At 58.7% G+C, this 25,894-nt stretch carries 21 protein-coding genes and 1 other RNA gene; 5 read left to right on the top strand and 17 right to left on the bottom strand.

The window, feature by feature from the left end:
* Positions 1-87: 87 nt before the first annotated feature.
* The 12 genes from gcvH to D4A39_RS09825 all read right to left on the bottom strand — a co-directional run bounded on the left by gcvH (position 88) and on the right by D4A39_RS09825 (position 19,287).
* Positions 88-474, bottom strand: coding sequence for a glycine cleavage system protein GcvH (gcvH, locus tag D4A39_RS09880; RefSeq protein WP_022985448.1), 387 nt, complete (start codon positions 472-474; stop codon positions 88-90).
* Between the two features lie 121 nt (positions 475-595).
* The gene (gcvT, locus tag D4A39_RS09875) at positions 596-1,675 is read right to left on the bottom strand and encodes a glycine cleavage system aminomethyltransferase GcvT (RefSeq protein ID WP_119917994.1); all 1,080 of its coding nucleotides are present in this window, start codon (positions 1,673-1,675) and stop codon (positions 596-598) included.
* 141 nt (positions 1,676-1,816) lie between these two features.
* Positions 1,817-5,077 carry an Ig-like domain-containing domain gene (locus D4A39_RS09870; RefSeq protein ID WP_119917993.1) on the bottom strand — a complete coding sequence of 1,087 codons (3,261 nt, stop codon included), beginning with the start codon at positions 5,075-5,077 and terminating at the stop codon, positions 1,817-1,819.
* 12 nt (positions 5,078-5,089) lie between these two features.
* Positions 5,090-6,448 carry an OmpP1/FadL family transporter gene (locus tag D4A39_RS09865; protein WP_022985451.1) on the bottom strand — a complete coding sequence of 453 codons (1,359 nt, stop codon included), beginning with the start codon at positions 6,446-6,448 and terminating at the stop codon, positions 5,090-5,092.
* A 313-nt stretch (positions 6,449-6,761) separates the two neighbouring features.
* A complete protein-coding gene (locus D4A39_RS09860; protein ID WP_022985452.1) occupies positions 6,762-9,908 on the bottom strand; it encodes an Ig-like domain-containing domain in 3,147 nt (1,048 codons plus the stop codon).
* A 9-nt stretch (positions 9,909-9,917) separates the two neighbouring features.
* Positions 9,918-11,246: an outer membrane protein transport protein gene (locus D4A39_RS09855; RefSeq protein ID WP_031226484.1), complete on the bottom strand. Its 1,329-nt coding sequence runs from the start codon at positions 11,244-11,246 to the stop codon at positions 9,918-9,920.
* 494 nt (positions 11,247-11,740) lie between these two features.
* Positions 11,741-13,315, bottom strand: coding sequence for an ABC transporter permease (locus D4A39_RS09850; protein ID WP_119917992.1), 1,575 nt, complete (start codon positions 13,313-13,315; stop codon positions 11,741-11,743).
* Positions 13,316-13,340: 25 nt separating this feature from the next.
* Complete coding sequence (locus tag D4A39_RS09845; RefSeq protein ID WP_022985455.1) at positions 13,341-14,351, bottom strand: Fe(3+) ABC transporter substrate-binding protein; 1,011 nt, start codon at positions 14,349-14,351, stop codon at positions 13,341-13,343.
* 87 nt (positions 14,352-14,438) lie between these two features.
* Positions 14,439-15,683, bottom strand: a complete 1,245-nt coding sequence (locus D4A39_RS09840; protein WP_119917991.1) for an FAD-dependent monooxygenase — start codon at positions 15,681-15,683, stop codon at positions 14,439-14,441.
* 216 nt (positions 15,684-15,899) lie between these two features.
* Entirely contained in the window at positions 15,900-17,072 is a 1,173-nt protein-coding gene (locus D4A39_RS09835) for an FAD-dependent monooxygenase (RefSeq protein WP_022985457.1), read from the bottom strand.
* Between the two features lie 274 nt (positions 17,073-17,346).
* Positions 17,347-18,663, bottom strand: coding sequence for a Xaa-Pro aminopeptidase (gene pepP, locus D4A39_RS09830; protein ID WP_199699441.1), 1,317 nt, complete (start codon positions 18,661-18,663; stop codon positions 17,347-17,349).
* A 33-nt stretch (positions 18,664-18,696) separates the two neighbouring features.
* Positions 18,697-19,287 (bottom strand): UPF0149 family protein, encoded by a 591-nt coding sequence (locus D4A39_RS09825; RefSeq protein WP_022985459.1) that lies wholly within the window; start codon positions 19,285-19,287, stop codon positions 18,697-18,699.
* Positions 19,288-19,523: 236 nt separating this feature from the next.
* On the opposite strand from D4A39_RS09825, the gene D4A39_RS09820 reads away from it, so the two are divergent.
* The 4 genes from D4A39_RS09820 to D4A39_RS09805 all read left to right on the top strand — a co-directional run bounded on the left by D4A39_RS09820 (position 19,524) and on the right by D4A39_RS09805 (position 21,128).
* Positions 19,524-19,736 (top strand): TIGR02449 family protein, encoded by a 213-nt coding sequence (locus D4A39_RS09820; RefSeq protein ID WP_031226486.1) that lies wholly within the window; start codon positions 19,524-19,526, stop codon positions 19,734-19,736.
* A 51-nt stretch (positions 19,737-19,787) separates the two neighbouring features.
* Complete coding sequence (locus D4A39_RS09815) at positions 19,788-20,099, top strand: cell division protein ZapA (RefSeq protein ID WP_022985461.1); 312 nt, start codon at positions 19,788-19,790, stop codon at positions 20,097-20,099.
* Between the two features lie 237 nt (positions 20,100-20,336).
* Positions 20,337-20,521: non-coding RNA, 6S RNA (ssrS, locus tag D4A39_RS09810), on the top strand.
* A gap of 25 nt (positions 20,522-20,546) precedes the next feature.
* Positions 20,547-21,128 (top strand): 5-formyltetrahydrofolate cyclo-ligase, encoded by a 582-nt coding sequence (locus D4A39_RS09805; protein ID WP_022985462.1) that lies wholly within the window; start codon positions 20,547-20,549, stop codon positions 21,126-21,128.
* Here D4A39_RS09805 and D4A39_RS17770 read toward each other — a convergent pair.
* Together D4A39_RS17770 and ilvA are read right to left on the bottom strand one after the other, a co-directional pair.
* On the bottom strand, positions 21,109-21,258 hold the full coding sequence (locus tag D4A39_RS17770; protein ID WP_022985463.1) for a hypothetical protein: 150 nt from the start codon (positions 21,256-21,258) through the stop codon (positions 21,109-21,111). The two genes, D4A39_RS09805 and D4A39_RS17770, sit on opposite strands and share 20 nt — an antisense overlap.
* A 309-nt stretch (positions 21,259-21,567) precedes the next feature.
* Entirely contained in the window at positions 21,568-23,085 is a 1,518-nt protein-coding gene (gene ilvA / locus D4A39_RS09800) for a threonine ammonia-lyase, biosynthetic (protein ID WP_022985464.1), read from the bottom strand.
* A gap of 165 nt (positions 23,086-23,250) precedes the next feature.
* Between ilvA and rpiA the strand changes: the two genes are divergently transcribed.
* The gene (rpiA, locus tag D4A39_RS09795) at positions 23,251-23,904 is read left to right on the top strand and encodes a ribose-5-phosphate isomerase RpiA (RefSeq protein WP_119917989.1); all 654 of its coding nucleotides are present in this window, start codon (positions 23,251-23,253) and stop codon (positions 23,902-23,904) included.
* A 28-nt stretch (positions 23,905-23,932) separates the two neighbouring features.
* Here the strand turns inward: rpiA and D4A39_RS09790 are convergent, their stop codons facing one another.
* The 3 genes from D4A39_RS09790 to D4A39_RS09780 all read right to left on the bottom strand — a co-directional run bounded on the left by D4A39_RS09790 (position 23,933) and on the right by D4A39_RS09780 (position 25,853).
* On the bottom strand, positions 23,933-24,220 hold the full coding sequence (locus D4A39_RS09790) for a hypothetical protein (protein ID WP_119917988.1): 288 nt from the start codon (positions 24,218-24,220) through the stop codon (positions 23,933-23,935).
* Between the two features lie 73 nt (positions 24,221-24,293).
* Positions 24,294-24,779 (bottom strand): hypothetical protein, encoded by a 486-nt coding sequence (locus D4A39_RS09785; protein WP_233552452.1) that lies wholly within the window; start codon positions 24,777-24,779, stop codon positions 24,294-24,296.
* Between the two features lie 123 nt (positions 24,780-24,902).
* Positions 24,903-25,853 (bottom strand): alpha/beta hydrolase, encoded by a 951-nt coding sequence (locus tag D4A39_RS09780; protein ID WP_119917987.1) that lies wholly within the window; start codon positions 25,851-25,853, stop codon positions 24,903-24,905.
* Positions 25,854-25,894: the final 41 nt, after the last annotated feature.

The following is a 25,894-nucleotide window of genomic DNA, read 5'->3' as shown; positions in this document are numbered from 1 at the left end:
ATGAGCCACCAGCTTCGAGCGACGAGAAAAATCTTTTACTCACAGCTAGAGGCTGATAGCTCACAGCTGCGAATAACGGTCATGCCGTTATTCGCTTTCGATCTGCGCCTGGTACTGGTCAGCGGTGAGCAGGTTATCCAGATCGGATTCTTCACTCATGGCAATCTTGAATAGCCAGCCACCTTCATAGGGCGCGTTGTTCACCAGCTCCGGCTCGTCTTCCAGTGCTTCGTTGATTGCCACGATTTCACCGGACACCGGAGCGTAGATATCAGAGGCAGCTTTCACGGATTCGACGACGCCAGCTTCGTCACCGGCGGCCACGACCTGGCCGACTTCCGGCAGCTCCACGTAGACCAGATCACCCATGGCATCCTGGGCGTGGGCAGTAATGCCCACAGTCACAGTGCCGTCGTCGTTTTTGGCCCATTCGTGGCTGCTGGCATACCGCAGCTCGGCGGGAATCTCGCTCATTGTTGTCTCCTGTTAAGAGTCGCTTGCACGCAGCACGCCTTACGCGTGCACGCTGAATAATCCTGTTTTTTACTGTAGGAGCCGCTCGCATGGCTCCTACAGTGGCCGGGACAAGCCCCGACTAGATTGCTTTATAAACCGCCTGGCCGTTACGCACGAACGGTGCCTTGACCACCTGGGCCGGCTGGCGCTTGTTGCGGATTTCCACATCGACCTTGCCGGTGGCACCGGCGGGCAACCGGGCCAGGGCGATAGACTTGCCCAGCGTCGGTGAAAAAGTGCCGCTGGTGATCTCGCCCTCTTCACCGTTGGGCATCAACACTTTCTGATGGGCGCGCAGCACACCCTTGCCTTCCAGCACCAGCCCCACCAGCTCGGCGTGGCCATTTTCCTGCTGGTTGAGCAGCGGCTGGCGACCGATGAAATCACGGTCATTCAGCACCAGGGTCCAGCCCATGTTGGCTTCCCAGGGGGTAATGCTGTCGTCCATGTCGTTGCCGTACAGGTTCATGCCGGCTTCCAGCCGCAGGGTGTCACGGGCACCGAGGCCGGTAGGGGCCACACCGGCGGCCAGCAGCTGATTCCACAGCGCCACCGCATCGGCACCGGGCAGCATGATCTCTACGCCGTCTTCCCCGGTGTAGCCGGTGCGGGCAATCATCCATTCGCCGTCTTCGGCAAAGCCAAACACCTTGAGTGCCTGTACGGCCTCGGCACGGGCGCCGTCCAGCAGGCCAGCGGTGATGTCCCGGGCCTCGGGGCCCTGGATAGCCAGCATGGCAAGGTCCGCACGCTCACGAATATCCACCGCAAACCCGCCGGCATGCTGTTCCATCCAGGCCAGGTCGGTTTCGCGGGTCGCGCAATTTACCACCAGCCGGTAGTCATTGTCGCGTTTGTAGACGATCAGGTCGTCGATCACACCACCGCGGTCATTGAGCATGCCGCTGTAAAGGGCACGACCAGGGGCGACACGGTCGACATCGTTGGCCAGCAGGTGGCGCAGGTAGTCGCGGGCACCGGAGCCGGCCACTTCCACAACCGTCATGTGCGAGACATCGAAGACGCCAGCCTTCTGGCGCACGGCATGGTGTTCCTCGATCTGGGAGCCGTAATTGATCGGCATGTCCCAGCCGCCGAAATCCACCATCTTGCCGCCAGCGGCCAGGTGAGCGTCATATAAAGCTGTGCGATGACCCATAACTACACCACGATACAAATGTGGGGGGAATTATATCGGGCCTGAACCGGGGGGCATAGGCTGGCAGGACGGACAGGGGCCGCCACAAACAACAATGCCCCGGCGAACCGGGGCATTGCGGGGTCAAGCCTGCAGGGCGCGTTATTTGATCGACGCGCTCTGGTAGCTCAGGTTGATGCCACCCGGCGGAATGATCAGGTTCACCTGCCCGCCTTCCAGGCCAGCAAGACTGATCTCCAGATCCACGTTCTTGGATTCCAGGTTCTGCAGACCAATGAACAGGCGGCCATCAGGCAGGAAGTCCAGCGGACCTTCCAGGATCACATCGTCAATGGGCAGGCCTTTCACGTTGTGCTCCAGACCCAGCGGCAGGCTCAGGGCCGGGGCATCGAACAGCAGGTCGAACTGGATCCGGAACACCGGGCCGTCCGGCGTTTCCACGATGTAGCCCACCGGCGGGACCGTGCGTGGACTGTTCGGGTCATTGGGGTCCTCGGGCTCGTAGCGAATACGCATGATGTTCGGGCCGGTGGCAGTCTCAATCGGCACCAGGCCCACATCGCCCAGCACTCCCAGCAGGCTGCCCAATACCCCTTCACCACCGAACTGACCCGCCAATGCATTGACCAGATCATCCACCGTCCCCAGTGTCACCTCCAGCAAATCGGTCAAAATCGGCCCCAACACCGGGATGACATCCAGGGTGCTCTGAGAATCCAGCACATTCAGATCCAGCCCGACTACCGCAGTGGCGTCCAGGTTGGTGAGCGCCACGGTAGTGGGATAGATCACCACAGGCACACCCTGTTGCTCAGCATCGAAGTCGAGGATTTCGGTGTTGAGCATCCCGGTGACATACATAATCCGGTTGCTGTCACAGCGGATCTGGTCTTCAGAGGTATAAGGCGGCGTACCTTCAAAGCCACAACCGGTGTTGGCCGCGGTAATCAGCCCTGTGCCACCGCCATCACGAGGCAGGATCAAGGTGGCATTGGCTGGCGTATCCACCGGGTCAATCACGTTCCCGGTGGCAACCGGTTCACCGCTATCGATCTGGAAGTTGTTATTGACATCCGCACTTTGCAGGTTATCCAGCTCCTGGAACACGGTGTTCACCGCCACGCCCCCACGGAACAGGATTTCCATGTCCGGCCCGCCGTCCGTCAAGCCACCTCCCAACAGGGGGGCGGTCTGCAGGGGCAAATCGTCAGCCGAGCAGATACCCGCACAGCCGGTACCACCACCGTTACCCGCGAGCACATAGCGGTACAGCGCGCCCTCTTCCCAGGCAGTTTCCGGTGCAAAGGTGAGACTGCGGGTTTGCACGACCAGTTGCCCATCCACCGGCTCCCAGCTGCCGCCGTTATCCTTTTCCACCAGGAAGGTATCACCCAGCACAATGGTGTCGGCATTCATGTTCTGAGAAAAACGTACCCGGATGTCACGGTTGGCCGGCAAGTCCACAATCGGCAGCGGGTCCACTGCCACCTGCTGGGCTTCCGGGCTTGAAGACACACACACCCCCTGGGTGCCGGCATCAATTTCCCCTTGGGACGCCACCGTACTGGCACAGGGGAACCCTGGGTATACCACCGAAGCATAGGGACCACGGCGAACATCCTCAGGATCATTTACCACGTATTCCGGCAGCATGAAGTCCAGGCTGTTATCCCCTTCCAGACTGTCGAGCATCTGCAAGGCATTACCGGCAAGATCGGTAATCTCCGGAGTGGTTGTGACCACATATTCCACACCGTATTCCACCGGGCTGTCGGGGGTGATGATCAAGGCACTGCCATCCAGCTTCCAGCTGAACGGTTCCGCCATGCCACCCTTGGTGAGCATCAGGCTCTCACCGGCCACAATGGAGGCGGCTTCCAGCACCTCATTGAAATGGATGATGATCGGGTCGCCCGGCTCCATCCGGTCCGCCACATTACCCGGCTGCCAGGAAAGCTCCTGTCCATTCTCGCCATCCAGCACCGGCACAAAGGGATTCTCTGCATCAATCGGAGGGAGAGGAGCGGTTTCCTGATCGCGATAGGATTCCATGCGGAAACTCAGTACGCCGTAGGCATTATCGACACCCAAGACACGCGGCTCGACAATGGTGATGGCATCGGTGTTGAGCTTGCCATCGGTAATCAGCCCGGACCCCACCAGCTCAAGGTGCAGCAGGTTTTGCGTAAAGGCCCCATTGGCGCGGGCATCCTTGGTGGAGAAGGCCACATCCATGAACAAGCGCAGCTGCTTCGGTGCTTCATCACTGTCGGCATTGGGGTTGGGGAACAGATAACCGGTGGCATCGGAAATGATCTGCACGGTCACTTCACCGGAATCGAACCCGACAGGCACTTCACCACCAATAAGCACTTCCAGGGAATCCCCTTTCAGAATGCCACCCTTCTTGACTCGCAGCGGGGTGATCTCCGGGAAGTTCGGAGTAAAGGCCAGCTCGGCATAGACATCGCCCTGTTGCTTGGACACGGTTTTGTCTTGTAGCAGAGTGCTGTTCACCGGCACGCAGTTGATCGGTTGACCCGTCAGGTCAGAAACCCGCACGCCTTCATCACGACAGCCCAGCGTATCGTCCGCAGGCGGGGCATTGGTCACCAGTACCGCCCGCTCACCAGTCGTGGGAGAGGTAGTATCCTGGGGAACCGTGGTGTGGGTGTAGGGGGCGATGTCTTCACCAAATACACTCTTGATGCCATTCACCGACAGCTCATAGGTGGCACCCGGGGTCATGTCCTCGATGGGGTCCACACTGATCGCGTTTCGGCTGACCAGCATCTGCGCGTCTACCAACTCGCCATCCTTGCTCAGGCTGACCGTATCACCGTAGACCACGGTGGAGCGCTCGATGGGATGACTGGTACGCAGACGAAAGGTGGAGAAATCCATGCTTTCGAACTGTTGATCATCGGGAAACAGCGACTCCACCTCAAAGTTGGCGGCGGTTTTTTGTGTCTCCACCGGGCCTTGCAAGGCTGCGCGCGTAGTAAAGTTGAGCGTACCGTCCTTGAAGGTGGTGGTTTCGCCCAGCACGGTCACGCCGTTCATGACCACTTTGTAATCTGAAGCAGGCTCAAGGGCATCAACCGGCGTCAATACTACCCCCTTGCCATCAGCAACGGATTCCAGGGTGAATGCTACGTCCTCATCATCCGGCCCCGTAAAGGAGAAGTTGCCGGCATCCGCCGTGACTTCATGGCTGAACTGCAACGCTACGATAGTCCGGGGCGCCACCTGCTGCTGGTTATCCAACGGATAAGTGTAGTGCAGGTTACGGGGATTGAAGGTCGCCGTATTGAAGCTCACGTCATCGCTGTCACCCCCACAGCCCACCAGGGTGGCGGTAGCAAGTGCGGTGATGGCGAGGGCAATCTTGTTCTTTTTCATGGTGCACCTCCGTTAGAACTTCAGGGTCAGGGACCCGCTGAATACATGAACGTCGCCGTCTGTGCTGACGCTTTCATAGGGGTTGGTCACACTGGGGTTGGTCGAGGTCAGCTCGAAGTCACGCTCCTGCAGCTGCTGATACTGGTACCCAAAGTCGAGACGCATGGGATAGGCCAGGATCGGCGGATTCTTGATGATCAGGGCACTGCCGACACCGACGATCAGGCGATCGTTGTCGAAATAGTTCACGTCCGGCGTCTGGATGCTTTCCAGTGGGCTCTCCTGATAAGCCACACCGCCAAACAGAATGATGTGGTCATTCACTGTCCACTCCGCACCGATCCGCGGCACGATGATGTCCTTGAACTTGGCATTGGCCTGATCCTTGACGGTATCGCGCTCCAGCTGATCTTCCAGGTCTTTCCAGTTCTGCTGCTCCACGGACACGGAAGCCCGGAAATTGTCACTGAAGTGGTACAACAGGCCCGCGCTGAAAATGTCCGGCTGGTAGGAATCGATTGTGTCGATAAGAACCGTGATGCCCGGATCAATCACGGTACCCGGGATAGTCAGGTTGGATTCCACTGCGGTACGGGCTTCTGTATGGCCACGGAAGGCAAAGGCCGTTTCCAGCCCTGTCCAGAAACCACAATCTTCCTTGCCACAGAATATCTTGTCCCACTCCATGTTCATGGAAAGCACAGGACGAATGATCGGTTTGGCTGTCACAGTCAGCTCTTCATACTGCGTTTCCCCGGCCAGATCTGCACTGGCAATCAGGGTGGCTTCGCTGCGCAGGGATACGTGGGCAGAGGCCCCGGTGGTAATCCCGTTGGCGACCTCCAGGCCGCCCCCAAGGTTCAGAAACAGCGGCTGACGCCCGTATTGCATGAATTGGCCTTCACGGGAGTTCTGGGATTCAAACGCCAGCATTTCCTCACCGTACTTTTCCACCCCGGCGATAATCGCAAAATACAGGGGGTGCTCACCTTTCATCATGTCGGTGAGGTCGGTTTTCAGGGCAATGACTTGCTGCTGGGTGTCGGACACATTCGCTTTGTCGCCATCGCGAATAACGGCCGCCCCCCCACCGCTCGGGTTGCCGTTGCTGCTCACCCGCAGGTCATGCTCACCGTGCAATAGCCCCACGGTCATTTCACCACGAGGGTCGCGGGTCAGATAGGCAGGGTTGTAGTACAGCGCCGAAGCCTGGGTATTGAACAGGGACATCCCTTGTGCGGTACCCACATCAATAGGCAGCAGGCCATAGGTGCTGGCAGTGTTCCCCATTGCGCCCCAGGCGACCGGTGCGGCCAGTAAAGAGGTGGCAAAAGCGGCAGCCCCGAACTGGGACAGTTTACGGATGGTCATAGCGCGTCTCCGGCGTTTGTTATTCGGTTTATCGCCACGCTCAGGGTGGCTCTTGTATGGACAAGAACGGGTGAAAGCTATGCAGCCCCTGCCTGTTCCTGCCTGTGTATATGCAATAAGTAAAACAAAACGGCCGTACTACAGCCGTTGAGAAAAGGTTGGGAATGGTTGAGAAAAGTGTGTGATTTGACGGGCTTGTAAGAGTGTGTAATCAGAGTGTTATTTGAGCGGCGCCAGCGGCCGTTTGCCACAATGCCTTGCGCTTGACACCCAAAAGCCGGCACAAGGCCGGCTTTTGGGTGTTCCTGGTTAATCAGTTTTTCAATGGTGCGCCGAGATACTGCAGAACCACCCCCCCTTCCGGGATTTTCAGGAAAATCTCGGGCGTGTTGAGCAGCACACCCAGCTCCACATTGATAGGGATCGCATTGGCGTTGACCTGATTGATCACGATGCGCCCGTCCGGCAGGAAGGTTACCGGGCCCGACAGGTTCATGGTCAGCGGGTAGCTGTGCAGGTTGTGGGAGCCGTTAAGCACGATGTGCATGTACGGCGCATCCATGAACAGTTCCACATCGGTACGGAATTCCGGGCCGGCATCGGTTTCCACGATCCAACCCGGGATCAAACCCTGACGCTGAATCTCGTCAAACACATAACTGCCATCCGGGTTGCGCTTTTCACAGTAATTGTCGGCATCTTCCGGCCAGGCCACACAGTCATAGCGCATACGCATGAACTGCGTTTCGGTGGGAGTTTCACTGGGAATGAAACCCAGGATTTTCACCAACAAGGTAACCGACGAAGCCTGAATCATGGTGGGATACAACCCCACGCGAACGGCCTGGCCAGTCTCACCGGTGACCGGGTCGGTGTACGGGGCCATGCCAAAGACCTCCGTATTCAGGCCGCCTACCACATGGATGTCACAACCCTCCTCAGTATCGCAAACCAACTCCGGATCGTAGAGCAGCCCTTCACCGTCATAGCCATCAATGAACAGATCTGTGGTATTGACTCCCCGCCCCTCACTGCCATAACCCGGCTCTCCGCTGTCGAAGTGGCCATTGGCATTGATATCCAGGGTTGGCAAGTTACGCAGGGGCTGGAAAACACTGGCCACCGAGGGCGCGCCAATGAAGTGCAAGTGCATGTTCGGGCCACCCATGTCCGCATCCGGTGCGCTCAGCACCGCTGTCTGCAATCGCTTGCCCGCGGTGGAGCAAATCGCCTCACCGCTGGAACAGTCGTTGGGCTGCTGCGCACTGGTGCCATTCACACTCATCAGGACATAACGGTAGTATGTCCCTTCTTCCCACGGTTCCGCAGGAGTGAAGACAAGACTGCGGGTGCCGACTTCCAGCTTTCCTTTTACCCCTTCCTCACACTGGTACTTGCGAGTGCTGTCCTCGTCATAACGCATCGGCTTGCCGGTAGCAGGATCCAGCTCCACCTTTTCAACCCGGAAGCTACCAACGTCACAGGCGATACTGTTATCGAAGATCACCGAGGCAGGATCAATATCCTGGGAAAAACGGACATGAATAGAACGGTCCGCCGGCATCAGCGGAACAGGGGTGCGGTCATCGTCGGTGGTGCCACCCAGACAAAAACCGTGGTTGCCCGCTTCGATCTCCCAGTGCTCCTTATCGCTGGCACAGGGGAAGCCCGGGTAAGTCGTCAGGGCCACCGGCGCAGGAGCGTCTCCCACCCGGGCAGGCATCTGCAGGGTCGCATTCACCGAAGCCAGCGGATTGCCTGCCAAGTCAGTCACCTGGCCGCCCAACGCAACGGCATAACTTTCTCCCATGACCAGAGGCATTTGCGGATGCAGCACCAACGTGGCGCCATCCAGCGCCCACTCAACATTTTCTTCCATGCCGTTATGCGTAAAGGTAACCGCTCCCGGCTGCTCCAGGGTTGCCGGGTCAAGCGGCTCACTGAAGTTGAGAATGATCGGGTCACCGGGGCGAGCCTTGTCTGCCACACCACTATCATTGGCCGCGGGAGTCATGCTCTGCAGCACGGGGGACGTCATGTCCGGTACCGGCTGCGGAGCTCTCTCCTGATCCTCATAGGATTTCATGTGAAAACTGAGCAGCCCGAACGCGGTTTCCTGACCCAGAATCTTTGGCTCGACAATGCCCACCGCATCAATTTCCATCCGCCCATTTTGCACCAGCGCCATGCCATTGAGCTCCACATGCATCAGCGTCTGGCTAAGCGCGCCATTGGCCTCTGGATTTTCTGCGGTCATGGAAACGTCCATGTACAGACGCACCTGCTTGGGTGCCTCGTGGGCATCACTGTAGGGGTTGGGCAGCAGATAACCGGACGCATCGGACAGGAAGGTCACGGAAATATCCCCGGTACTGATCCCTGCCGGCACATCGCCCCCAACCTTCACGTCGATATTGGACCCGGTGAGCAAGCTGTTACGTGCGATACGCAACGGCGAGACATCCGGGTAATTCGGAAGATGTGCCAGCTCCGCGTACACATTGCCGGATTGCAAGGTGGCATCCTTGCTGCCTAGCAGAGTGGACTGCAGCGGCACACAGTTCATCGCCTCGCCGGTAAGTTTGGCAGTGAGCGCGCCGACCTGGTTGCAGGGATCTTCCAGCACGTCGCTGGCTTTTACCACTTCCTGCACCAGCGTGGCACGGGGCTTGGAGTTACCCGCCTGCCAGCTCTTTTCGAACCCGCCGGTCAACTGGGCATCATCGACACCCCGCACCGAGGAGGTCAGCTTCAGTGTGTAGGTCTCACCTGCAGCAAGATCCTCAATCGGATCCACGGTCACCGCGTTACCCTTGACCAACAGGATAGCCGGCACGGTTTGACCCTGATGTTCCAACTCAATGCTGGCATCCGCATCGGTGTCACCGTACCTCACCGTATCGGTGTTGAGCATCTGGTTGAACTGCAAGCGCAAGGCACTGAAATCCATGAAAGGCAGGGTATCCCCATCAGGGATCAGCTGGCGGACAACCAGTGCGGCGCCTTGCTTGCGGTGACTTAACGGTCCATCCGCATCCATACGAGTGGTGAAGTCCATCCCGCCATCAGGGAACGCGGCAATGCCATTACCTGTATCCAGATCACTGAACTCGAGACGGTAGTGGGTGGCGAACTCCAGCGGCTGCTGGGGCTGGATCGAAACCCCCAAACCACCATCGAGAGCCTGCGGCTCGCCCAGTGCAACGGGGGTCGCCCCTTCGCAGGTATCCGCCTGGGTGTCACATCTGAGTAGCTGAACATTGCCAGACTCTACGCTGACCGCATGAGAGAAACGGGCGATTATTGGCGTCTTCGGCGAAACCCCTTGCTGACCCTCGTAAGGGTAGCTGTAGTACACCTCGCCAATCTGCCAGTTCCGTGTTGTGGGATCATCGGCCTCGCCACCACATGCAGCCAACAAGGTGCTCGCCACTGCCAGGCCCAATAGTTTTATTTTCATGGCCATCTCCTAGAACTTCAGCGTGATGGAGCCGGTAAAGACACTGACCTCGCCATCAACCTCTCCCGATCCGTACGGTGCCGGATAGCTCGGGGAACGACGGTCGTAGAGATCGAACTCGCGCGATTCCAGTTTTTGATACTGGTAGGCGAGATCCAGTCGTACCGGGTATGCCAGAATCGGTACCGATGTGTACTGGGCGGTCAGACCAACACCCACGATCCACTTGTCGGTATCCAGGTAATTCACTTCCAACGACCCGGTGGAATCCAGCGGTGATTCACTGAATGCGACCCCACCGGTGATCATGTAGGTATCGTCCAGGTGGAACTCACCGCCAATACGCGGCACCACGATATCCTTGAAGGCAAGCCGGGCATCGCCATCGGCTTCCACTGCCTGATCCTTGATGGTATCGCCTTCCAATTCCTCTTCCAGGCTCGACCATTCCTGCATTTCCAACGTTACCCCTACCCGCCAGCGGTCCCTGCCATAGGCCAGACCGGCGGCATAGATATTCGGCTGGTAGGAATCGATAGTCGTGATTGCCAGATTGATGCCCGGGTCTACCACCGTGCCAGGAATGGTGATGGTGGAATCTACTGTGGTGTTGGTATTGGAGTAGCCGCGGTAACTGAATGCCGCCTCCAAACCGTTCATCCAGCAAGAGCGGTCATCACCACAGAAACTCTCACCGAAATCCATGTTCAAACCGAAAATCGGGCGAATGGAAGGTTTGGCGGAAACGTTGAGGGTTTCATAGCTGGTCTCGCCTGCCAGGGTCGAACTGGCCACCAGCTCGGCTTCGGAATGCAGGGTGATACGCGCGGAAAAGCCCGCATCCAGCCCACGCCACAATTGGGTGCCACCCCCCAGATTCAGGAACAAGGGCTGCCGGCCGTATTCAAAGAACTGCCCCTCAGTGGACGTCTGCGAATTGAACGACAACATTTCATCGCCGTACTTCTCCACTCCCAGCATGAAGCCAAGGTAGAGAGGATGTTCATATTGAGTCAGGCTGGTCAGATCGGTTTTCATGCCCAGCAAAACCTGCTGGGAAGGAGAGTCCTGCAGCACCTGACCGTCACCCCGGAGCTCGTGCTCCGCATGCATCAGGCCTGTGGTGAGCTCGCCCCGGCTGTCCTTGGTCAGGTACGCCGGGTTGTAGTAAGTCGCGGACACCTGACTGTTAAACAGGGACAGGGCCTGGGCGGAAGCAATATCCGAGGGCAGTACCCCATAGGTCGTGCCGATATTACCCATGCTGGCCATTACTGGTGTCACAGACACAACACCAGCTCCCAGCAAGATAGCGGGAAGCAGTTTCCTTGTTGTCATTTGGCTCTCCACAAAAGACGTGCCCGAACGGGCCATTTATTATTCAAAGGGCTACCCACCTACACCTAGCGGCTAGGCAGAAATTTGCCCAAATAAAGGTGGCATAACCGTACCAACATTTTGAAACATAACCGAGATACAAGTTCTCAAAACGGCCGCTAATTTACATATATACACATAAACAAACGATTGGGTTGCACTACAGCTAACCCCTTTGCCTTAGCTGTATACGTAGCGCTAAGAAGAAATCCAAGAAAGGAAACAATGCTGGCAAATATGTATCCCATGCACACCTGTGCGCACCATCGGAGCTCCCCGGGAAAAGGACACCCGCGACACTCACCAGCAAGGAAAGACAGAAGAAGGCGGCCCGGAAAGGCCACCAAAGAAACACATCAACAGCACATGAATCGCAAGCCATTGCGGGTGACTTGTATTAAGCACCTGTGCGCCGCCAGTGTTCCTGTTACACGAACTACCAGTTGTCCACGCCGCTAGCGCCGGCGTGTGAGCAACACCACTGGCAGCAACCCCAGCAGCACCAGCGTCAGGGAAGGCGCTGCCGCTCTCTCCCACTCCCCTTCCGCAGTGAGCTCATAGATCCGAACGGCCAGGGTATCCCAGCCAAAGGGTCGCAACAGCAGGGTGGCAGGCATTTCTTTCATGACATCAATGCCTACCAACAACAAGGCGGTCAGCAGACCAGGCAGCATCATAGGCAAATAGACCCGCCGCCCAACATCCGATGACGATGCCCCCAGAGTCCGGGCCGCATCGACCAAACCAGGACGCACTTGCTGCAAGGCATTTTCCACCGGGCCAAAGGCCACCGCCATGAAGCGCACCACGTAGGCCAGCACCAACGCCGCCAGGCCTCCGACCAGGGCCACCGGCAGTCCCCAGGCATTGAGGCGCGACTCCACCGCACTGAAACTCACCATGATACCCACCGCCAACACCGAGCCCGGCAGCGCGTAGCCCAAGGTGGCCAGCTGAGCCGCCACCGAGACCCCCGGTGACGACTGATGCCGCTTCACCCACGCCAGCCAGCTGGCCAGCACAAGCACCAACCCGGCGGACATGGCTCCCAACAGGAAGGTACGCCAGACCAGATTCAGGAAGCGCGCATCCACCCCGTCCAGGCGGGTCTCCACCACCCAATACAGTAATCGGGAGACCGGCAACACAAACGCCATGAACAGGACTGCAAAGGCCAGCAACGTAATCAGCCAGGCCCCCCGGGGACGCACCCGCATCACCTTGCGTCCCCCCAGCTCACTGAAGCGCGCACGGCGGCGGCCGCGCCGTTCCAGCCACAGCGCCACCAATACAAACAGCAACAACAGCGAAGCCAGCTGTGCTGCCGCCTGCAGGTTGAACAGGCCGTACCAGCTTTTGTAGATCGCGGTGGTAAAGGTGTCGAAATTGAATACGGACACCGCCCCAAAGTCCGCCAGGGTTTCCATCAAGGCCAGCGCCAGGCCGGCCGCGATGCCGGGGCGCGCCATGGGCAGCGCCACCTTGAAGAATGCCCGCACCGGGCCATCACCCAGAATACGCGCCTGCTCCAGCACCGCCCGCCCCTGGGCCTGAAAGGCCAGCCGCGCCAACATGTACACATAGGGATAGAGCACCAGCGACAAGGTGACGACCACCCATAGCGGGTGGCGGGCGCTAAAACCGGGGAAATCGCTCCACCAGTGGCGGAGCTGGGTCTGGATCGGTCCGGCATAGTCGAGCAGATCGACCATCACAAACGCCAGCACATAGGCCGGCATGGCCATGGGCAAAAACAGGGCCCACTCCAGCCAGCGACGCCCGGGGAAATCCAGGGTGGCCACACACCAGGCCAGCGACACACCCAGCAGCAAGACCCCGACGGTGACTCCCACCATCAGAAACAGGGTGTTCCCCACCAGCCGCCACAGCACGGTATCCAGCAAATGCTGCCAGGTTTCCCATTGCTGTTGGTGCCAGGCACTCAGTAGTACCAGTATCGGCACCAGTACCAGCAGGGCCAGCGCTGCTGCGCTGGCCCCACTGGCACTGCGTAATCCCCGGCGGGGCATATCAGGCGTTTCTCAACAGCATGAATCAGCGATACCCGGCCCGGTCCATCAACTTGACGGCATCAACCTGCAGTTCACCGGCCACGCTCACGTTCAGGTCATCACTCTTGAAATCACCCCAGGAGGCCACTTCGTCGGCAGGCTTCACGGCCGAGTTCACCGGGTATTCCAGGTTGCGGTCCGCCAGCAGGCTCTGGGCGGCAGGCTGGGTCATCCACTCCAGCAAGGCCTTGGCCTGTTCCGGATGCGGTGCGTGTTGGGTGATCGCCGCCCCGGAAATATTGATGTGCACACCACTGCTGTCCTGGTTGGCCCAGAACAGGGCCAGCGGCAGCTGCGGGTTATCCCGTTTCATGCGGCCATAATAGTAGGTGTTCACGATCCCCACATCACACTGACCGGCGACAATGGCTTCCATCAGCGCGGTATCGTTGGAGAACACATCCGTGGCCAGATTGCCCACCCAACCGCGCACGATTTCCTCGGTCTTTTCTTCACCAAGACGCTTGATCATGGTGGCGACCAGAGACTGGTTGTAGACCTTCTTGGAGGTGCGCAGACACAGACGGCCCTTCCACTTCGGATCAGCCAGATCTTCATAGGATGACAGTGTGGCCGGATCAACCCGGTCGCGAGAATAGACGATGGTGCGGGCACGCACGGTCAGACCGAACCAGCGCTTGTCCGGGTCGGTGAGTGCAGTGGGCACATTGGCATTAAGTACCACCGACTCTACCGGCTGAAGCAAATCCTTGTTGGCCGCATTCCAGAGATTGCCTGCGTCCACCGTAATGAACAGGTCAGCAGGGGTGCGCTCACCTTCCGCCTGCAACCGGGCGGTCAAGGCAGCAGCGTTATCCGTAATATACCGGATCTGCACACCGGTGGATTCGGTATAGGCATCAAACACCGGCTTGATCAGATGATCATTTCGGGAGGTATACACCACCAGCTCGTTTTGCTCGGCCGGTTCCGAGCAGCCCCACAGGCCGCCCGCCATGACCAGAGCTCCGGCCAGTAAACCCAGGATACGCATATCCAAAACTCCATCGCTTAAACAGGAATGATTCTTAATTGGGCGCCAGTATGGCAGGTCTGCCCCGCGACCTCTAGTCACACTGCGTTAACGCATACGCTGACGGGGTGGTTGCGCCTGCCGCGGCAAATCCGCACCGCGCCCCAATGCCTGGCCAATAAAGAAACGTTTCACCGGACCCGCCTGATTCACCCAACGCATGCCCGTGTTGCGCAGCCAGCGCAGCGGCATTGCCCGCTGCTCGAATAGCTGCTGAAACCCGCGCATGGCATTTTGCATGACCAGGTTTTCACCACGGCGACGGCGCTGGTAACGGGACAGGGCATGCGGGTCCGCACACGGGCGTCCGGCCTTCATCGCTGCCGCCACTTCCTCAGCCAGCACAGCGGCGTCAAGCAAGCCCAGATTGACGCCCTGCCCGGCGAGCGGATGAATCACATGAGCCGCATCGCCAATCAACGCCAACCCGGTAGCCACATAGCTGCTGGCATGGCGCTCCTGGACAGGAAACACCGCACGCTCCCCCAGCAAGCTCACCTCACCCAACGCATCACCGACCGCCGCCTGCAGATGGGCAGCAAACAGACCCGGTTCCGCAGCATTCAGTTCCGCAATTCTCTGCGGCCAACCCGACCAGACAATGGAGCACTGCCGCTGATCGCCCGGCGAAGCCAACGAGAACAACGGCAACAGGGCCAATGGGCCTGACTCCATGAAAACCTGCCGCGCACACCCGCCATGGGGTTGTGCCGTGGTAATCGTGGCCACCAGGGCATGGTGTCCGGTGTCACGAGGCCCACCACTGATTCCTGCCCACTCACGGACCCGCGAACGGGCGCCATCGGCCCCCACCAGCAAATCAGCCTCGAGCACATCACCACCACACTGAACCCGCCACCGCTGCCCCTCGCGACGCGCCCCTTCCACCGACACGCCACAGCGCCACTCCAGCGACGGCAACGACGCCGCCCGGTCATACAGGGCCGCCGTCAGGTGGCCGTTTTCCAGCAGCCACCCCAGGCTATCGACCCCGGCATCCACGGCGTTGAAACTGACCTCACCGGTGCCATCCTGATCCCAGACCTGCATGGCATCATAGGGCTGTACCCGCGACAGATTCAGGCAATCCCAGACCCCACTGTTGCGCAGCAGCCAGTAGCTGGCTTCGGTCAAGGTAGAGACCCGCAATTGCGCCGCCCCTTCCGGCATGACCGGCGCTGGCGCACCATCCAGCACCGTCACCCGCAGCCCCTCAGCCGCCAGCAGCACCGCCAGCAACCCCCCGGTCATACCACCACCGACGATAATGATGTGTTGTTCGCTAACGCCCATCACAGGTCCTTTCCGGAGGGCGAAAATGAGCGCAAGCCCATCTCCACCATTCAATGCCATGAGTTGAACTTTAAACTTTCAACTGATTTTGTCCTGCCCTGCACCGCCATGTCGGAGATTGCCTGGCGGCAATTCCCGAACTACGCTTCTTCAGTAGCCCGGTTTTGGCTTTTGACCTTAGCTATTCACTATTCACTGTTAACGATTAACTGCTCTTCACAGCCCCATCGCCCGTTTCGCAAACCCGCTACGCAACCCGGGCAGGATATCCAGCGCAACCAGGCCCAGCTGGCGGCTGTGAGCAAACAGCGGGTGCTGGACGCGAAACAGTTCTGGCACCCAGCGAGAGGCCTGACCGATCAAGGCCTGATCCTTTTCGCGCCGGGAAGCGAAAGCCTGCAGGGTTCGCAGACTGCCAGGATGATCACTGCCACCCACCGTGCTGGCCAACGCCTGCAGGTCCCGCACCGTCAGATTAAAGCCCTGCCCGGCCACGGGGTGCAGGGTGTGCGCGGCATTACCCACCACAACCCCGTGGGGCACGACCTGTGCGCAAGATTCCGTCAGCACCAGCGGGTAACGCTGACGCTCACCCAACCCGGTGAGGCGCGGCGCCCCGGCCGGGCTGCGTGCCTGCAATTGTGCCAAGGCGTCCTGCTCACTCATGGCCATCCACTGTGCTACCTGCTCACGGGGCCCGGTCCAGACGAGGGCAAAACGCTGGTCTGGCAGGGGCAAGAATGCCAGCGGCCCTTCATTGAGAAAGCGCTCATAGGCAATGCCCTCATGGGAGCTCGCCAGTGACAGGTTGGCGATCAGTGCATCGTGCCCGGTGTCATGATCCCGGGCACTGATGCCCAACCACTCGCGGGTTTTGGAGCGGGCGCCATCCGCCGCGATCAGCAAGGGCGTGTGCAGGGTATCACCACTGGAGAGGGAAACCTGATAGCCATGTTCCAGGCGACGAATGCCGGACAACGCATCCGGTGCACGCACGGTAATGGCGTCATCACTGAACAGCGCCCCCAGCAACACAAAACCCAGCCAGCGGTTTTCTACCACCACCCCAAGCTGGTCGACGCCTTCTTCCTGTGCGGACAGACGGGTCAACCCGAGCCGGGATTGCCGGGACACATGCACCGTGCCAATTGCAGCGGCGTGTTCACGAATAGCCAGGCCCAGACCAAGCTCATCCAATACCGCCAACGTGCCCGCCGACAGCGCAGTACTGCGCGCATCAAAACTCGGGGTCAACGGCGGCGTTTCAGGCAACGTCAGCGGATGACTTTCCACCAGCACCACACTGCCTGCGCCATGGCGACGCAACAACAACGCCAGCATGGCACCCGCCATCCCGCCGCCAACGATCACCAGAGGTTGTTGCGTCATTTCAATGTCCACTTTTACTGTAGGAGCGCCGCTTGAGGCGCGAACCCAAGGGCCGAGTTGAAAGTTCAAAGTTTAAACACGAGGCAAGGCTCGCGCGATTCAGATGTTCGGTTTCCCGCGCGGTTACGCGGGCACGAACGACAACGAAGAAACAACCCCATGCCCGCACGTTTGAACTTTCAACTGTTACCGTGCCACGCCGGCGCGACGATGTAGCAGGGTTCTCACTTTTGACGTTAGCTGTTAACTGTTCACTATTAACTGTTAACTGCCCTCAGCCGCCTTTCATCAAGCGCTCAATCTCCGCCACATCCTTCGGCACCTCGTGGGTCATCACTTCACACCCTTCTTTGGTCACCACCACATCGTCCTCGATGCGAATACCGATGCCACGCCACTGCTCATCGACACTGTCATCATCCGGTGCGATATACAGCCCTGGCTCCACCGTCAGGGCCATGCCCGGCTCCAGCTGACGCCACTGATCCTGAACCCGGTAATCACCCACATCGTGAACGTCCAGGCCCAACCAGTGGCCCGTGCGGTGCATGAAGAAACGGCGGTAGCCCTCGGTTTCCACCAGCTCGTTGAACTCACCGTCAAGCAGCCCCAGATCCAGCAAACCCTGGGTCAGAATCTCCACCACTTTTTCGTGGGGCACATTCCAGTGATTGTCCGGATGGGTGGCCTTTATGGCGGCGTACTGACTGGCCAGCACCAACTCGTAGAGCGCCTGCTGGGGCTTGCTGAACGTACCGTTCACCGGGAAGGTACGGGTGATATCCGAGGCGTAGTTTTCCAACTCGCAACCGGCATCTACCAACACCAGATCCCCGTCTTTGAGCTTCTGGCTGTTATCGATGTAATGCAGGATGCAACCGTTGGCGCCACCACCGACAATACTTGGGTACGCGGGGCTGCGCGCACCATGACGCATAAACTCGTGGATATATTCCGCCTCGAGCTGGTATTCCATCATCCCCGGGCGGACTTTTTCCATGGCACGGATATGGGCATGGGCAGAGATGCTTGCCGCCTTGCGCATCAACTTCACTTCCGCTGCTGACTTGAACAGACGCATGTCGTGCAGATGGTGCGCCAGGGCGACGAACTCGCCCGGCGGCTGGGCCCCGGAGCGAACCCGCTCGCGAATACTGTTGACCCAACCCATCAGGCGGCGGTCAAACTCCGCATCGTGGCCCAGGTCATAAAAAACCCGCTCCCGGCCCTCAATCAGGCCCGGCAGAATTTCATCGATATCGCCAACCGGAAAGGCATCGTCGGCATCATGATCCTTAACGGCCCCATCGGGGCCTGCCCGGTAACCGTTCCAGATCTCCATGGTGCGGTCGCGTTCACGACAGAACAGCACGTACTCGCCATGCTCACGGCCGGGCAACAGGACCAGCACCGCCTCGGGCTCCGCAAAGCCGGTGAGATACCAGAAATCACTGTTCTGTCGGTAGGGGTATTCCACATCCCGGTTACGGGTGCGCTCCGGGGCGGCAGGTAAAATGGCGATGCTGTTGGGCCCCATGACGCCCATCAGCTCCTGACGGCGGCGGGCGTATTCCTGACGGTTGATGCTCAAGACCACTCCTTGCTGTATCGGCTGGGCGTTAGGTCAGTGACGAGTCGGCGGCTTGCTGGCCGGCGCCTCCGGCTTACCTTCCCGGCGCATGACCAGATCAGTGTAAATCATCAGGGCGGACATGCGGCAGTGTTCCGCCACTTGCTCGAACATATCTTCCTCTTCATCGCCATCGGCATCCGGCGTTTCCACCTGGCTGATGGCCGCCAGGTCAGACAGCGCTTCCTGGACACCCGGTGAGAGATCCTTGTCATGGGTATTGGCCGAGCCGGTGCCAAAGCCCACCAGAAAACCCTCGCACCACTGGGCGATCGCCGCCACCCGCAAGCCCAGATCATCCTCATCGGCAGGCAACAACAGGTGAAGTGCCAAACCGGTGTCGGCAAAACCGTCAGCAAGACCATCGCGCATGGCCACGAGCATACCGGCAAGAGATGCCTCGAACTGCTGCCCCGGCTCGAAGTCAACGTGGGACGCCAGCACCCCAAGCAGCTCCTCATCGCGGCCGCCATGGCCGGTAGCCAGCAGCCCTGCCGCCAGCCCCTGAAGTTCGCTGGGAGAATGGGCAATACCTGCCGCGGCCAGGGCCTGGGCCAGCACTTCAAAATCGATCTGGTTGGACATGAAACACCCCGTCTTGGATTCCTGCGGCGAAAGCACCTTCCTGAGGAAGGCTGTGAGAAGTGTGCGCTAAGTGGCTACCACCATTCAATTTCATTGACCCCTGCCAACCTCACACCTATAGTTGAAACAGCCTGTCAACCGGGAGGGGGACGCCATTGCTGGCAAATCCCGGTAAGGTGCAGGGGACGCGGGGCCGAAACCGGCCCACACCTTAGGCGAACAGCGACCATTTTGCCATGACGACGGAACAACAACTAAGGCAACTGGAAACCCGCGTGGACGAGCTGCTGCGTATCAGCTCCCGATTGCGTCAGGAAAATCTGGCCCTGCATGAACGTGAGGCCAAACTGGTGGAAGAACGCGCCCAGTTGCTGAAAAAAAATGACGTGGCCCGCAACAAGGTCGAGGCCATCATCACGCGTCTGAAATCTCTGGAGCAGGATTCCTGAGCGTGGCATCCTGCCTGACACTGATCCACAGCCAATGCGGTGCTACCGGCCATGTCTAACGAAAACTCCCTGGTGATTCACTTGCTCGACAAGGAGTACCGTGTCGCCTGCCCGGCTGGTGAACAGGACAATCTGCTGTCCGCGGCCCGCTATCTGGATGAACAACTCCGTGAAGTGCGCGACGCCAACGTGATTGGCCTGGAACGCATTGCCATCATGACCGCCCTGAACATGAGCCACGAACTGCTCAAGGCGCGTCAGGCCGCCTCCCAGGACTCCGAGAGCGAAGCCCGGGTGCAAGCCCTGCTCAGCCGCCTGGAAGACGAAATCCAGGCCTTCGAAGACGCCCGCCGCAAGCTGTAAGAGACGCTTCAGGCATCACGCTGCACGCCAACAAAGAACGAGAGTTGAACGTTCAAAGTTGAAAAGCCCGGGACGAGGCTGCTGTGCTCCGAACGCTCATCACCGCGCGCTCCTGCCACTCAGTGTGGCACCGGGCCTGCTTCGCTTTTGCACTTAACTGTTAACTATTCACTATTAACTGTTAACTGCCCTGTCAAGACTGTCACCGCCGCGCACCACTGTTATAATGACCTCGAGTGTTTCCTGGCTCGTACGCCAGAGGGCCATGTCCCTGAGCCGATAACGTAATACCCGGGGGCATATATTGCCTTGTCCGTGTGCATGTCCGCCCAATGAGCGGAAAGCCTGAGGGCAATGCTGCTGCCTCCACCTTGAACCATACGGTTCAAGGGTCAAGCCCGCAGCGGCGGACCGGGAAGCACCCTTTCTTTCTGTTCGGTTGAGACCATGACCGCAACGCAACGACGCCAGCTTCGGCGCCAGTTCCGACAGCAACGCCGAACCCTGACACCGGGCCAACGCCGCCGGGCCAGCCAACGCATCGCCCCCGCCCTGGACGCCGCCTTGGGCTATCGTCGCTGCCAGCATTTGGCACTCTACCTGCCCAATGATGGCGAACTGGACCTGCAACCCGCCCTGCGCCACCGACGCTTTCAGCATTGCAGCACCTACCTGCCTTTCGTGGACCCCCTTCGCCGTGGCCACCTGCGCTTCCGGCTCTGGCAACCTCACCACCCCATGCGCCCCAACCTGTACGGCATCAACGAACCCGCCCTGCTGCTGCGCGGACGCGCCTTGTGGGCACTGGACGTGATCCTGCTACCGGCGGTGGCGTTTGATCAGGAGGGCTTTCGGCTGGGCATGGGAGGGGGCTACTACGACCGCACGCTGGCAGACATGGCAAGGCGACCGCGACGACCGAGGCTGGTGGCGGTGGGGTACGATTTTCAGCGAGTGGAAAAAGGTGTGATACCGCTGGCCCCGTGGGACCAGCCGGTGGATCTGACCGTTACTGCTGGCTGTGGCTGACGACGATGCCCGCACTGTCAGCGTAGTGCTGATAGTCCGGCTCATTGCCACCGTGGGTGAGACTACTCACCAACACGCCAAGCCCAAACACGATTGCCAGTAGCACCAAGGCATCCGGCTTCTTCTTCATTGTTTTTCCCCAAAGTGGTACAGCAATATGAAAAAAGTGACCCAAAAGTATTAACAGGATTGTCACTTTAGTCTGATCGGCGTGCAGAAAATGCCAACCGGGTCAAAATTTGACCATTGCGAAATGTAAAGTCAAGCAGTTATGGCGCTCTGTTGACGCTTCTTAACAGAACTTACTCATAACTGATGCCAACCGCCCTCATCAATATGCATTCATGCGCACATTGATGCCGGCCTAAAACGCCAGACGCCCCGCTTTTGCGGGGCGTCCGGGAGTGTGTGACCACCGACTTGCGGTCAAGTTCATCGTTCAATTCAAAAACAACCGATACGCCGGGTTATCGCTTTCTTCCACCATGGGATAGGGCACTTTTTTTACATCTGCCAGAAAGTGCGCCTGTTGCGCCTCGGCCACCTGAAAGCCCACCAACACCCGCCCATAGGCCGCACCGTGGTTGCGGTAATGGAACAGACTGATATTCCACTTGCCACCCAGTGACTGCAAAAACGCCATCAAGGCGCCTGGCCGTTCGGGGAATTCAACCCGGAAAAGTCGCTCCTGCAGGTCTTGCCGCGGGGTATGACCACCCACCAGATGGCGGATATGCAGCTTGGCCATTTCGTTGCCACTCAGATCCACCACCGGATAGCCCTTTTCGGTGAGTTCCTGCATCAGGGCCTGCAGCGCCTTGCCCCCGGGCTTGAGCTGGATGCCAACGAAGATATTGGCATCGCGGTCATCGCTGTAACGATAGTTGAATTCGGTAATACCCCGGCGCCCCAGCGCCTGACAGAACGCCTTGAACGCACCGGGTTTCTCCGGGATCGTCACCGCCAGAATGGCTTCCCGCTGCTCACCCAGCTCGGCCCGCTCGGAGACATGGCGCAAGCGGTCAAAGTTCACGTTGGCGCCACTTTGGATCGCCACCAGGGTCTGGTTCTCGACGCCGTGTTTCGCTACCCAGTTTTTCAGACCGGCCAGCGCCAATGCGCCAGCAGGTTCACAGATCGCCCGCGTATCTTCAAAGGCATCCTTGATGGCCGCACAGATCTCATCGGTGGTCGCGGTAATCACTTCATCCACCGTGTCCTTGAGCACCCGGTAGGTTTCCTTGCCGATCTGCCGCACTGCCACCCCATCGGCAAACAAGCCGACCTCCTTGAGCGTGACCCGGCGTTTCTTGTCCATGGCGGCTTTCAGGCAGGCCGCATCTTCAGGCTCCACCGCGATGATCTTGACGTCCGGGCGTACGTATTTCACATAGGCGGCCACGCCTGCCGCCAGACCACCCCCACCCACCGGGATAAAGATGGCGTCCAGCTCACGACTTTGCTGACGGAGAATTTCCATGGCCACCGTGCCCTGCCCGGCGATCACATCCGGATCATCGTAAGGGTGCACGAAGGTCAGACCATCGCGCGCCTCCAGCTTGCGGGCATGCGCCAGTGCTTCGTCAAAGCTGTCTCCGTGCAGCACCGCCTTGCCGCCATGATTACGCACGGAATTAACCTTGATGTCCGGGGTGGTACGCGGCATCACGATGGTCGCCTTGACCCCCATGGACGTTGCCGCCAGCGCCATGCCCTGAGCGTGGTTACCCGCCGAGGCACAGATGACCCCACGGTCAAGCTGCTCCTGGTTCAACTGGCACAATTTGTTGTAGGCGCCTCGAAGCTTGAAAGAAAACACCGGTTGCAGATCTTCACGCTTGAGCAGTACACGATTGCCGATACGTTTGGAAATCAACGGTGCTGCATGAATGGGCGTCTCCACTGCCACGTCATAGACGCGGGACTGCAGTATCCGTTTAACGTATTTGTCGAGCATCGAAGGGTCCGGGTTGGTGTGACAATTTTAAGCCCATGGGCAAAGACACTAGTCTAGGGGGTGGCTGGAACAAATGCGATAGCCTGGGGTCGAGTCCCTGCAATGGCTGGCTTATAATCGCTGCACATCCCCCGATAATTCACACCGATCTCAAAGGATCAGTTCATGGATCAGGATACGCTGAAAAAACAGGTGGCCGAAGCCGCGTTGCGCTTTGTGCCGGAAGGCGAATTCATCGGCGTCGGCACCGGTTCCACTGCCAACTTCTTCATTGATGGCCTGGCCACCATGAAAGATCGCATCAAAGGAGCGGTTGCCAGCTCTGATGCCACCGCCGCGCGACTGCAGGCCCACGGCATTGATGTGGTCTCCCTGAATGACGTCGACCGCCTGCCGGTGTATGTGGATGGTGCCGACGAAGTGAACCGCCATCGGGAAATGATCAAGGGGGGCGGTGGCGCACTGACACGAGAAAAGATTGTCGCGGCAGTAGCAGACCAGTTTATCTGCATTGTCGATGGCAGCAAGCAGGTCAAACGATTGGGCAAGTTTCCACTACCGGTAGAAGTGATTCCCATGGCCCGCTCTCATGTCGCCCGCAAGCTGGTCGCGCTGGGCGGTCAACCCCAATACCGGGAAGGCTTTGTCACCGATAACGGAAACCTCATTCTGGACGTACATAATCTGGACATTCTCAACCCCATCGAGCTGGAAGAGGCCCTCAACAACATCGTTGGCGTAGTCACCAACGGCCTGTTCGCCAAACGCCCCGCCAATGTGGTTCTGGTAGGCGACAAGGGCGGCGTCAGCGAATATTGAGCTCATTGCCCGGCAACCAGGACAACCGCTATGAGTCAGGCTGGCGGCCAGGGTTGAGATTTTTCATCATCTCATCACGGCGCTGCTGAATGTTGTCCTGGAGCGCCTTCTCCCGGGATTCAGCACGCTCACGATGGGCATCACGCTGATCCTGCATTTGCCGTTGCTCTCTTTGCCGTTGTGCTTCGGCTGCGTACCCGGCAGTCCCACCCTGTGCAGCCGGTCGCCCACTCTGCGCTTCCAGGCCTGCTGCGCAGACCATGGGCGCAAGCACTATTGCAACGAACAGAACCACCGCTTTTCGATACCCTGTCATGTGAATACTCCTGCCTGAAACAACAAAGGCCGCAACGGGTGCGGCCTGGGTTAACGTAGCTAGCGAGGGACAGTTAATCCCAGAAGTTGTACCATGGTTTCGCCTTGCCTTTGGCGCTGGCATTTGCCTCGCCAGCGTCACCTGCCTCGACACTGGCACTGACTTCAGCGCCGGCACCCGCATCCAGCGCTTCTTTTGCAGCATCGCGTTGCGCTTTGGCATTGTCTTTTGCCGCTTCAGCGCGGGCCTGGCCGTCATCACGGTGTGCCTCGCCCTTTGCTTTCATTTCATCACGCTTGGTTTTCATCTCCGCTTTCTTGGCATCACGACGCGCTTCCATCTCTGCCTTGGTAGCATCGTGCTTGTCTTCCATGGCCCGCTTGTGCGCCTTGGCGTCCGCTTTGGCCTGATCGCGCTGATCACGCACTTGCTGCTCTACAGCCTTGGCATCCGCTTCTGCATTCATCGCCGCGTTCACTCCGGCATTGATATCAGCAATCGCCACCTGGCTCATCATTGCCGCACCGGCCGTCAGGGCCAACATCACTTTCTTGTCCATTACTCTCTCCTTGGGCCGTGCTTTCCAGCACGCATAAACACGTCAAACACACCTTAACGACAGTGTGGCAGTCCGTGCTTCAGCACAAGTAACAAAGCGTAAAATTGGGCAACCTGACATCTGCTATCCGAGATGCTCATCAAGAATGGAAAAAATTTTCTGACGAAATTCTTCTGCTTCATTCGCCAGTTGATGGCGCGCCCCTGGCAGCATATGAATCTGGGGATCCTCAAATTTTTGGCGAATAACACTCAGGTTGTAACGCCAGTCAACCGTTTCATCCAGATCCCCCTGAATCACCACCGGGGAAAATTTTATCCGAGTTGCTTTCTCGAAACCCGGCAACCATTTTTTCAGCGCACCAACCCAAATGGCCGATACCCGTCTCGCCTGAAGGGGATCTTTTCTTTCCAGAAAATCCAGAAAATCCGGATCATTGGAATTGATGGTAAACACCCGTTTTATGCTTTTCGCAAAGGGGCTGATCAACGTGTGCAACCAACGGCCGGTGCTCCACTTGAAAGGCCGAACCAGTGGCGCCAGCAGAATCACTTTTTCAAAAGGATTATCATCGCCATCACCACGACTGGTCAGGTAATCCATGATGATGGCACCACCGGTACTCTGGGCAATCACATGCCAGGGGCGAGGAAGATGATTCGCCGCCAGCGACAGACACTGCTCCAGTACATCCCGGTAAGTGCGGAAATCATCAATCACGGCTTGCGCACCAGAGCTTAAGCCATGACCCGGCAAATCATAGGCCAGCACCGCATAACCCAATTCGAGTACATGGCCGATGACATGCCGGTACAGCCCAACATGGTCGAAGTAACCATGGCACACCAGCACCGTACCGCGGGGATGTTTGGGACGCCATGCATGCACTGAAAGCTGATGACCTGCCGCCTCGAAATAACCAAACCCATGCTCCAGTTCCGGTAGATGGTCGGCAAAGTTCAGACCGTAGTAGGCAACGTATTGCCTGCTGGCATCACTGAGCGGGTCAAATTGCTCCCAGTTCAGGGGCTGCCAATCTTGCAGAATATGGTCACGATCAAAAGGGTTATCCATGGCCGGCCAGGCATCTCCACGGGTTGCTCACGGTATCTACC

The sequence above is a fragment of the Alcanivorax profundi genome, assembly GCF_003597125.1.
Classification (GTDB): Bacteria; Pseudomonadota; Gammaproteobacteria; order Pseudomonadales; family Alcanivoracaceae; genus Alcanivorax; species Alcanivorax profundi.
This window is presented reverse-complemented; position numbering and strand designations above follow the sequence as displayed.

What these genes read in the sequence shown, in the direction of transcription:
- D4A39_RS17770 (WP_022985463.1), bottom strand. Translation starts at nt 21,258, where the DNA reads ATGAAGAAGAAGCCGGATGCCTTGGTGCTACTGGCAATCGTGTTTGGG.
- D4A39_RS09855 (WP_031226484.1), bottom strand. Translation starts at nt 11,246, where the DNA reads ATGACAACAAGGAAACTGCTTCCCGCTATCTTGCTGGGAGCTGGTGTT.
- D4A39_RS09780 (WP_119917987.1), bottom strand. Translation starts at nt 25,853, where the DNA reads ATGGATAACCCTTTTGATCGTGACCATATTCTGCAAGATTGGCAGCCC.
- gcvH (WP_022985448.1), bottom strand. Translation starts at nt 474, where the DNA reads ATGAGCGAGATTCCCGCCGAGCTGCGGTATGCCAGCAGCCACGAATGG.
- gcvT (WP_119917994.1), bottom strand. Translation starts at nt 1,675, where the DNA reads ATGGGTCATCGCACAGCTTTATATGACGCTCACCTGGCCGCTGGCGGC.
- D4A39_RS09840 (WP_119917991.1), bottom strand. Translation starts at nt 15,683, where the DNA reads ATGGGCGTTAGCGAACAACACATCATTATCGTCGGTGGTGGTATGACC.
- D4A39_RS09815 (WP_022985461.1), top strand. Translation starts at nt 19,788, where the DNA reads ATGTCTAACGAAAACTCCCTGGTGATTCACTTGCTCGACAAGGAGTAC.
- D4A39_RS09805 (WP_022985462.1), top strand. Translation starts at nt 20,547, where the DNA reads ATGACCGCAACGCAACGACGCCAGCTTCGGCGCCAGTTCCGACAGCAA.
- D4A39_RS09845 (WP_022985455.1), bottom strand. Translation starts at nt 14,351, where the DNA reads ATGCGTATCCTGGGTTTACTGGCCGGAGCTCTGGTCATGGCGGGCGGC.
- ilvA (WP_022985464.1), bottom strand. Translation starts at nt 23,085, where the DNA reads ATGCTCGACAAATACGTTAAACGGATACTGCAGTCCCGCGTCTATGAC.
- D4A39_RS09850 (WP_119917992.1), bottom strand. Translation starts at nt 13,315, where the DNA reads ATGCCCCGCCGGGGATTACGCAGTGCCAGTGGGGCCAGCGCAGCAGCG.
- D4A39_RS09790 (WP_119917988.1), bottom strand. Translation starts at nt 24,220, where the DNA reads ATGACAGGGTATCGAAAAGCGGTGGTTCTGTTCGTTGCAATAGTGCTT.
- D4A39_RS09860 (WP_022985452.1), bottom strand. Translation starts at nt 9,908, where the DNA reads ATGAAAATAAAACTATTGGGCCTGGCAGTGGCGAGCACCTTGTTGGCT.
- rpiA (WP_119917989.1), top strand. Translation starts at nt 23,251, where the DNA reads ATGGATCAGGATACGCTGAAAAAACAGGTGGCCGAAGCCGCGTTGCGC.
- D4A39_RS09825 (WP_022985459.1), bottom strand. Translation starts at nt 19,287, where the DNA reads ATGTCCAACCAGATCGATTTTGAAGTGCTGGCCCAGGCCCTGGCCGCG.
- D4A39_RS09865 (WP_022985451.1), bottom strand. Translation starts at nt 6,448, where the DNA reads ATGACCATCCGTAAACTGTCCCAGTTCGGGGCTGCCGCTTTTGCCACC.
- D4A39_RS09785 (WP_233552452.1), bottom strand. Translation starts at nt 24,779, where the DNA reads ATGGACAAGAAAGTGATGTTGGCCCTGACGGCCGGTGCGGCAATGATG.
- D4A39_RS09820 (WP_031226486.1), top strand. Translation starts at nt 19,524, where the DNA reads ATGACGACGGAACAACAACTAAGGCAACTGGAAACCCGCGTGGACGAG.
- D4A39_RS09835 (WP_022985457.1), bottom strand. Translation starts at nt 17,072, where the DNA reads ATGACGCAACAACCTCTGGTGATCGTTGGCGGCGGGATGGCGGGTGCC.
- D4A39_RS09870 (WP_119917993.1), bottom strand. Translation starts at nt 5,077, where the DNA reads ATGAAAAAGAACAAGATTGCCCTCGCCATCACCGCACTTGCTACCGCC.